The following is an 8,016-nucleotide window of genomic DNA, read 5'->3' as shown; positions in this document are numbered from 1 at the left end:
TTTTTTATGGCTTAAATATTTTAAGACTGAGTTGTGAAGTATTCTTCAGAGAACTGTGTTAATGCTTCTGAACCTGCTTTGACTTTAGTAATACGCAGTGCCAGTTCAGGCAGAATGCGTTGTACGAAATAACGAGCAAGACCCAGTTTGTTCTGATAGAACTCACCTTGTTTATCTTTCGCAGCATGGGCAATGCGTGCGAACATATAAGAGAAGCTCAACAGACCTACTGCATGCAGGTAATCTACTGCAGCACCATTCGCATATTCTGGATTTTCTTTCGCAGCTTCAATAATATGCTGGGTTACTGCTTCAACTTCTGCAGCCGCATCAAGGGTCGCATCTTTAATGAAGTTCAGGTCAGCATCCAGTGCATTGGTAAAATCACGGATTTCCTGAATGTATTCAGCAATAAATTCACCATTACATTTAATGGTCTTACGGCCAATCAAGTCTTGTGATTGAACACCGTTAGTCCCTTCGTAAATCTGTGAAATACGTAAATCACGGATACACTGTTCCATACCCCATTCACGAATATAACCATGACCACCGAAGACCATTTGTGCATCAAGTGTTGCATTGAAGGCTGTATCAGTCAGATACGCTTTCGCGATCGGTGTTAACAGGGCAACACGATCATTGGCTTTCTTGATTGCTTCTGCATCCGTCGAGAACTTGGTGATGTCAAGCTGTTGACCAACGTACACAGCGAATGCACGAGAGGCTTCATTGTTTGCACGTACATTTAAAAGCATACGACGTACATCGCCATGTACTAAAATGCTGTCTGCTGGTTTGTTTGGAGACTGAACGCCAGAAGCACTACGGCCTTGCAGACGATCTGTCGCATATTGTGCCGCATTTTGGTAAGCGAATTCAGAAGCGCCTAAGCCCTGGATACCCATAGATAAACGTTCATAGTTCATCATTACGAACATGGCTGCCAGGCCTTCGTTTTCTTTACCTACCAGATAACCTTTGGCACCGTCGAAGTTCATGACACAAGTGGCAGATGCTTTGATCCCCATTTTGTGTTCAATCGAACCTGGACCTACCGGGTTACGTTCGCCCATCGAACCATCTTCATTCACCAGGAATTTAGGCACGATGAACAGGGAAATACCGCGAGAGCCCGCAGGCGCATCCGGTGTTTTTGCCAATACCAGGTGAATAATGTTTTCAGCCAGGTCGTGGTCACCACCAGTAATGAAGATTTTGGTACCGGTAATGCTGTAAGTACCATCACCATTGCGTTCAGCTTTGGTTTTGATAATACCCAGGTCAGTACCCGCATGTGGTTCGGTTAAACACATGGTACCTGACCATTCGCCAGAATAGATTTTTGGCAGGTAAGTTTCTTTTTGCGCTTGAGAACCATAGCTGTTCAATGCCATACCCGCACCGACAGACAGTAATGGATACAGCATGAAAGACGGGTTAGTAGCAAAAAGCATTTCATCTGACAGAACGGTCAGCATTTTTGGCATTTCCTGACCACCCCATTCAGCATCAGCACCAAGGCCAATCCAGCCGCCTTCAGCATATTGTTTGAATGCTTCTTTAAAACCTGCAGGTGTGGTCACAGCGCCATTTTCATATTTCGCGCCTTCTTCATCACCGGTACGGTTCAACGGAAGGGTGACGTTCTGCGCAAATTTAGCCATTTCTTCAAGAATTGCTTCTGCTGTTGCAGCGTCCAAATGGGCTAAATTTTCATTGGCTTGCCAGAATTGTTCGGCATTGAATACATCGTTCAGGATGAATTTCATATCGGCAAGTGGCGCGTTATAAATTGGCATAGTGGGTCACCTGTTTCTTGTTTGAATCGATTGATTTTGAGTCAGTCTAATGCATTAAAAATCTTATTGTTAGACGACTAAAGGTTAATTCTGTAATGCTTTATAAAGAAAAAGGACGCTTTAAAAGTAACCGTCCTTTTCCTTGTTTCTGCATTTAAAATTGTATCAGCTTAGAATGCGAAATGTTCCGCATCCAGGCTCATTAACGGCTCTACACCAGTCGCAATCACGTCAACATGCGAGCGTACACGTGGCAGGATCTTCTTGAAGTAGAAGCGTGCAGTGGTTACTTTGGCATTGTAGAAGTCGACATCGGTAGTACCCGCAGCCAAGGCTTCTTGTGCAACCAGTGCCATACGAGCCCATAGGTAAGCAAGCGTTACATAGCCAGAGAAATACATGTAATCAACTGCCGCAGCACCGACTTCTTCAGGGTTTTGCATTGCACGCATACCAATTTGCATGGTCAAATCGCCCCATTCTTTGTTCAGCGCTGCAAGCGGTTCAACAAATTCTTGCATTGCTGCGTTGTCTTTGTTGGCTTCTGCGAATTTGTGAATGATCTTGGTGAAGTCTTTCAGCATCGCGCCTTGCGTACCCAGAACCTTACGACCTAACAAGTCAAGTGCTTGGATTTCAGTAGTACCTTCGTATAAGCAAGCAATACGTGTATCACGTACGATTTGCTCCATACCGTGCTCGGAAATAAAGCCGTGACCACCAAACACCTGTACACCGTGTTTTGCAGCTTCTGAACCGGTTTCGGTCAGGAAGGCTTTCGCAATTGGCGTCAATAGAGACAGGATGTTGTCAGCAAATTTACGGTCTGCCTCCTCTACACCATGTTCAACTACATCTGCATATTGAGCCAACAGGTAAACCAGTGCACGACCACCTTCAGCAAATGCTTTTTGAGTTAACAGCATATTACGTACTGCTGGGTGAACGATAATCGGGTCTGCTTCTTTGTCAGGTGCTTTAGGGCCAGTTAAAGAACGCATTGCCAAACGGTCTTTCGCATAAGCTAACGCGCCTTGGAAAGAAGACTCAGATGCAGACAAACCTTGTACAGCAGTACCGATACGTGCAGTGTTCATGAAAGTGAACATGCAGTTCAGACCACGGTTTTCAGGTCCAATCAGGAAGCCTTTTGCGTTATCAAAGTTGATGACACACGTTGCATTACCATGGATCCCCATTTTGTGTTCGATCGAACCACAACGTACGCCATTACGCTCACCGATAGAACCGTCAGCATTCAGGTTGAACTTCGGTACAATGAACAGCGAAATACCTTTAGTACCTTTAGGTGCACCCGGTAGACGAGCCAGTACGATATGGATGATGTTTTCAGCCATGTCATGTTCACCAGCAGAGATAAAGATCTTCTCGCCAGAGATTGCATAGCTGCCGTCCGCTTGTGGCTCAGCTTTAGTACGGATAATACCCAGGTCAGAACCTGCATGAGATTCTGTCAGACACATCGTACCTGTCCAGACACCTGATACCAGGTTAGGCAGGTAAGTATCTTTTTGTTCTTGAGAACCATGGTGTTCTAAAGTACGTACAGCACCATGAGAAAGGCCAGGGTACATGCCCCATGCCCAGTTCGCAGTACCGACCATTTCAGAAATGGTAATACCTAAAGAGTTCGGTAAGCCTTGACCGCCATATTGCTCTTCCGCAGAAAGAGAAGGGAAGCCAAGTTCGATGTATTTTTGATACGCTTCTTTGAAGCCTGTTGGAGTCGTTACAACACCGTCGTTCCAGGTACAGCCTTCGCGGTCACCCACCTGGTTTAAAGGAGATAATTCATTTTCACAGAAATCAGCGGCAGCTTCCAGGTACTGGTCTACGAGCTCACGGCTTACGTTATCTTGGAATGCAGGCAGGCTGGCATAATGTTGTTCAACATTTAAAAGCTCATGCAAAACAAATTGCATATCACGTAAGGGCGCTTTGTATTGTGGCATATCGGTTTCCTCAATACTGGTTTATACCAGCGTTATAATCCTGAATTAAATTGAAACGTGCCTTCATTGACACGTATTGACATGGTCTAATCGTGCAACATCTTCCTTGTTGGCACAAGCATTTCAAGGCTATTTCTTGGTGACTGTAAAGTCAAAGATAATTACCCTTGAAATCTTAAGTATATTGAGTGTAAACGTTTTTATAAAAAAATATCTGACACGAATGGTCAAAAACCTGCACACTTAGATAGACTTAGTTCTAACAATCAACACGCATAAAAAAAGACACCCGGAAGTGCCTTTTTTAATAATAAATTTGAAACGTTCAGTTAAGACGCCTTAACGGCTGGTGCTTTAACTGGAGCATTTGGCTGGAAACGGACGTGACACTGACCATTAATGGTTTTTTCACCTATTTTGAGCTGTACAGCTGCGCCATCTTTTTTACCTTGACAGGCCTGAACAGCAGCTTTTTGCTGTGCCTGACGTTGAGCCAGACGCTGGTCAAACTGTTTTACCATTTCCGCACGTTGCGCATCAGTCAGTGCTTCACCACGGTTTAATGCTCCGCGAAAGTCACCACGCATTGGGCGATGTTCACCTTTCATACCACGGAACTCGCTACGCGCAGCTTTCATATCTTTACGGTCTGCTTTGAAAGAGATCTGACAAGTACCGTCTACAGTTTTATCACCGGCTTTCACCTGAATTGCACTGCCAACAGCTTTGTTATCACAGGCCTGTTGCATTTGCTTATGCAGCTGCGCACGTTGTGCACGCATTTGCTTGAACTGTTCACGCTGTTCTGCAGTCAGATGACGACCTATATGATCTTGTTGATGTTTCATCATTTGCGGATGATCTTCACTTGGTGCATGCTTAGTCGATTGACACGCGGTCAATGCCCCCATTGATAACACACTTGCACCCAGGACGATGATTTTTGTCATTGCTTTCATTGTATTTGTCTCCAAGCCACGAGCCTGATCTGTATGTTGCAAAGAATAAACAATAAAGATGAAGAAACAATGAAGAGTTTTTTCAGCTTGTGTTCGCTACAATAATGAATCTAGAGGAAAAACTGAGAATCTGCTTTTGAATATTCGCCGCATTCCGATTGCACTCCGGCTGTTTTTAACAGTGCTGTTTACCACCTTGGTGATTACCACGGTGAGTCTCGGTGTGCTTCATCTCAACATGCAGCGTAATTTCACTCGCTATGTTGCCGATGTGGAAATGCAGAAACTGGATCATGTCATTGAAAACCTGGCCGAAGTCTATGGCGTTTATAATGACTGGGGCAATGCAATTCAGGCTCAGATTCTACAGATCGAAGGTGAGGCAGCGCCGGATGATTATGACCGTCTGTCACGCTGGTGGTTACGTCGTCAGTATGATATTGCCTTACAGCAACGTTATTTTCAGGATCACACCTTAGCCAATGTAGCACCAAGCCTGATGGGCACAGATGCTGAACAACGTACTGTAAATGAGGAAGAACTGCGTGTATTGGCAGCAAATTTACCTTCGCAGTTTCAGCCTTTTGAAGGTTTGAAGTTCCCGCTGAGTTCTAATCAGAACCTGTTTAGAACCGATCGTAAAAATGGCTCGCAGTTAACAACGCAGCCGCAAGCGGGTAAAAAACAGTTTATCCAGATGCCTGACCGTTTGGGTCTGAGTTCACGTTTATCTCTTTATGATGCCAAACGCCGTTTTGTCGTGGGTGAACCTTCCGATGAGCAGATTTCTTATCGCCCGATTATGGTAGACGATAAAATTGTCGGTTACCTGGGGCTAAAACCGGTACTGGATCAGGAAGATGCATTAAGTATCAATTTCTTTAGTAATCAGAAACGTTACCTGTTCCTGGTATATGGCCTTAGTATCCTGACCAGTCTCATCGCTGCACTCCTGTTAGCGACTTATTTCAAAAAGCCGATTCAACGCTTATTGCAAGGTACACGTGAGTTAACCAAAGGCAATTATCAGCATCAGGTTAAAGTTAACCGCAATGATGAGCTGGGTGATTTATCCAATGAGTTAAATCAATTGGCTATCATTCTCAATCAACATGAGACTTCACGTCGCCAATGGGTAGCGGATACCTCACATGAACTGAAAACGCCACTCGCCGTGTTGCAGGCACAGATTGAAGCGATGCAGGATGGAATTCGTAAGCCCACTCCAGAACATTTTGCTTCGATGCTGGCACAGGTGACCAGTCTGAAAAAACTGACTCTAGATTTGGCAGCCCTGGCACAGGCTGATGCCCAGCAATTGCAGATGTATGTCAGTACGATTAATCCATGGGATGTGGTACAGCAGGAATTAATGAACTTCCATCCAAAGTTTGAACAGGCGCAATTAACTGTGACTGCGGAAGGTGAAGGCGCAGACGTAGAGCTAGATCTGGACCGCTTTAAACAGATCGTGGCTAATTTGCTGAGCAACAGTATTCGCTATACTGAAGCGGGTGGACAGGTACATATTCATACTGAACAGAATGACAAAGAATGGACCTTATATGTCGATGACAGTCCGTTTGGTCTGACCGATGAACAGCTGGCCCGAATAGGTGAACGTTTCTATCGTGTAGATGACTCGCGTACCCGTGCCACTGGTGGTACCGGACTGGGTTTGGCATTATCGTGTAAAATTACGCAAGCATTAGGTGGAAGTTTAAGCTTCGATCATTCGCCACTCGGTGGATTACGTTGCAAGCTGACTTTTCCTAAACAAATAAAATCATAAGGAAGTTTATTCATGAAACACATTATGCTGGTTGAAGACGAAGTCGAACTTGCACAATTGGTGCGAGACTATCTAGAAGCTGCTGGTTTTGAAGTCAGCATGTTTCATGATGGACAGGAAGCTTATAACAGTTTCACTCAACGTAAGCCGAGCCTGATGATTCTGGACCTGATGGTGCCACGTATGGATGGCCTGACCATCTGCCGTAAGGTGCGTGAGCAGTCCGATCTACCGATTATTATGGTGACGGCACGTACTGAAGAAATTGACCGTGTACTCGGCCTGAATATGGGTGCAGATGACTACATCTGTAAACCATTTAGTCCGAAGGAACTGGTCGCGCGCGTGCAGGCAGTTCTACGCCGTCTGGATCGCAAGGCCGAACCGGAAAGCAATGATTTGTTCCGTATGGATAAATCGCAACAGCGCATCTGGTATCAACAAAAAGCGCTGAACCTGACCCCAACAGAATTCCGTTTATTAGAACTGTTTTTGGAGCATGTGGGTCAGGTGTATTCACGTGCGCAATTGCTGGATCATATTAACCCGGACAGCTTCGATGTGGCGGACCGTGTGATTGACAATCATATCAAGAACCTGCGCCGCAAGATTTCCGAGGCTGCTGAAACGGGTAACCGTCATGAGTGGATTCAGGCAGTTTATGGTGTGGGTTATCGTTTTGAATATCCTGAGGACTAACTCTGGTTCAAGGAAAGCACGAAAGCGAATAGATTTTCTCTATTCGCTTTTTTATCCACTAAAGAATACTGTGGTACGTTTTACTATAAAAATAGCGCGATAAAAGCAACTTAAATGGATAACTGAATTGGTGAGGAATAGGAGATCGATATTCGAGCACGTAAAAATTTAATGAAAGAAACCTTCTTAAATAAAAAATAAAAGTTTAAGAACTAATCACTTAAATAGACCTCTTTCATAAATCATTTTTTGCTCAGTTCCAAGTTGTAGATTCCAGCGATTAAATTGAATCTCAAACCAAGCCTTTTACCTCTATTTCGATAACGCTCAGCAAGGATTTTGAAGGTTTTCAGGCTGCCAAATACATGCTCAATTCCGATTCTTCTTTTATTGATTTCCTGATTATAGATTTTCAATTCAGGATCCAATTTACAGTGTCTCTTGGCTTTTAATGACAACAGGCTATTCGGATACAACACATAAATCCCCTGATAGCCTTTATCTGCAAGGATAAAAGCCCCAAAAGGAATCTGGTTTAAATTGCGTTTGAACAACTCGAAATCATGCACTGCACCGCGACTGGTACATAAACTCAGAATTTGCTGAGTTTTGTAGTGAATCATGGCCTGTACTTTAAAGGTATAGGTCTTTTTCTTGCCGCTATAGCTTTTCTTCTGTTTTTTTAGGCCTTTGGATTGGAATTTCCGTGGCATCCACGATCACAACATTCCAGTCGATGCCTTCGCCCTCGGGTAAATCTTTGGGTAAATTAAACAGATTGGACCGAATCA

General features: G+C 44.3%; 6 protein-coding genes. 2 read left to right on the top strand and 4 right to left on the bottom strand.

The features are described 5' to 3' along the window. Positions 1–20: 20 nt before the first annotated feature. The 3 genes from HADU_RS08900 to HADU_RS08890 all read right to left on the bottom strand — a co-directional run bounded on the left by HADU_RS08900 (position 21) and on the right by HADU_RS08890 (position 4,734). A complete protein-coding gene (locus tag HADU_RS08900; protein WP_008305513.1) occupies positions 21–1,802 on the bottom strand; it encodes an acyl-CoA dehydrogenase C-terminal domain-containing protein in 1,782 nt (593 codons plus the stop codon). Between the two features lie 170 nt (positions 1,803–1,972). Further along, positions 1,973–3,775 (bottom strand): acyl-CoA dehydrogenase C-terminal domain-containing protein, encoded by a 1,803-nt coding sequence (locus HADU_RS08895; protein WP_008305511.1) that lies wholly within the window; start codon positions 3,773–3,775, stop codon positions 1,973–1,975. Positions 3,776–4,104: 329 nt separating this feature from the next. Further along, a complete protein-coding gene (locus tag HADU_RS08890) occupies positions 4,105–4,734 on the bottom strand; it encodes a hypothetical protein (protein ID WP_008305509.1) in 630 nt (209 codons plus the stop codon). 136 nt (positions 4,735–4,870) lie between these two features. Between HADU_RS08890 and baeS the strand changes: the two genes are divergently transcribed. Together baeS and HADU_RS08880 are read left to right on the top strand one after the other, a co-directional pair. Then, the gene (baeS, locus tag HADU_RS08885) at positions 4,871–6,526 is read left to right on the top strand and encodes a sensor histidine kinase efflux regulator BaeS (protein ID WP_008305507.1); all 1,656 of its coding nucleotides are present in this window, start codon (positions 4,871–4,873) and stop codon (positions 6,524–6,526) included. A gap of 12 nt (positions 6,527–6,538) precedes the next feature. Continuing rightward, on the top strand, positions 6,539–7,225 hold the full coding sequence (locus HADU_RS08880; protein ID WP_008305505.1) for a response regulator: 687 nt from the start codon (positions 6,539–6,541) through the stop codon (positions 7,223–7,225). A gap of 242 nt (positions 7,226–7,467) precedes the next feature. Here the strand turns inward: HADU_RS08880 and HADU_RS08875 are convergent, their stop codons facing one another. Continuing rightward, positions 7,468–7,938 (bottom strand): IS5/IS1182 family transposase, encoded by a 471-nt coding sequence (locus HADU_RS08875; RefSeq protein ID WP_008305503.1) that lies wholly within the window; start codon positions 7,936–7,938, stop codon positions 7,468–7,470. Between the last annotated feature and the right edge of the window lie 78 nt (positions 7,939–8,016).

It is taken from the genome of Acinetobacter sp. HA (genome assembly GCF_000264725.1).
GTDB lineage: Bacteria > Pseudomonadota > Gammaproteobacteria > Pseudomonadales > Moraxellaceae > Acinetobacter > Acinetobacter schindleri.
Note: the sequence above shows the minus strand (reverse complement) of the source record. Positions and strands in the feature narration are given on the sequence as shown.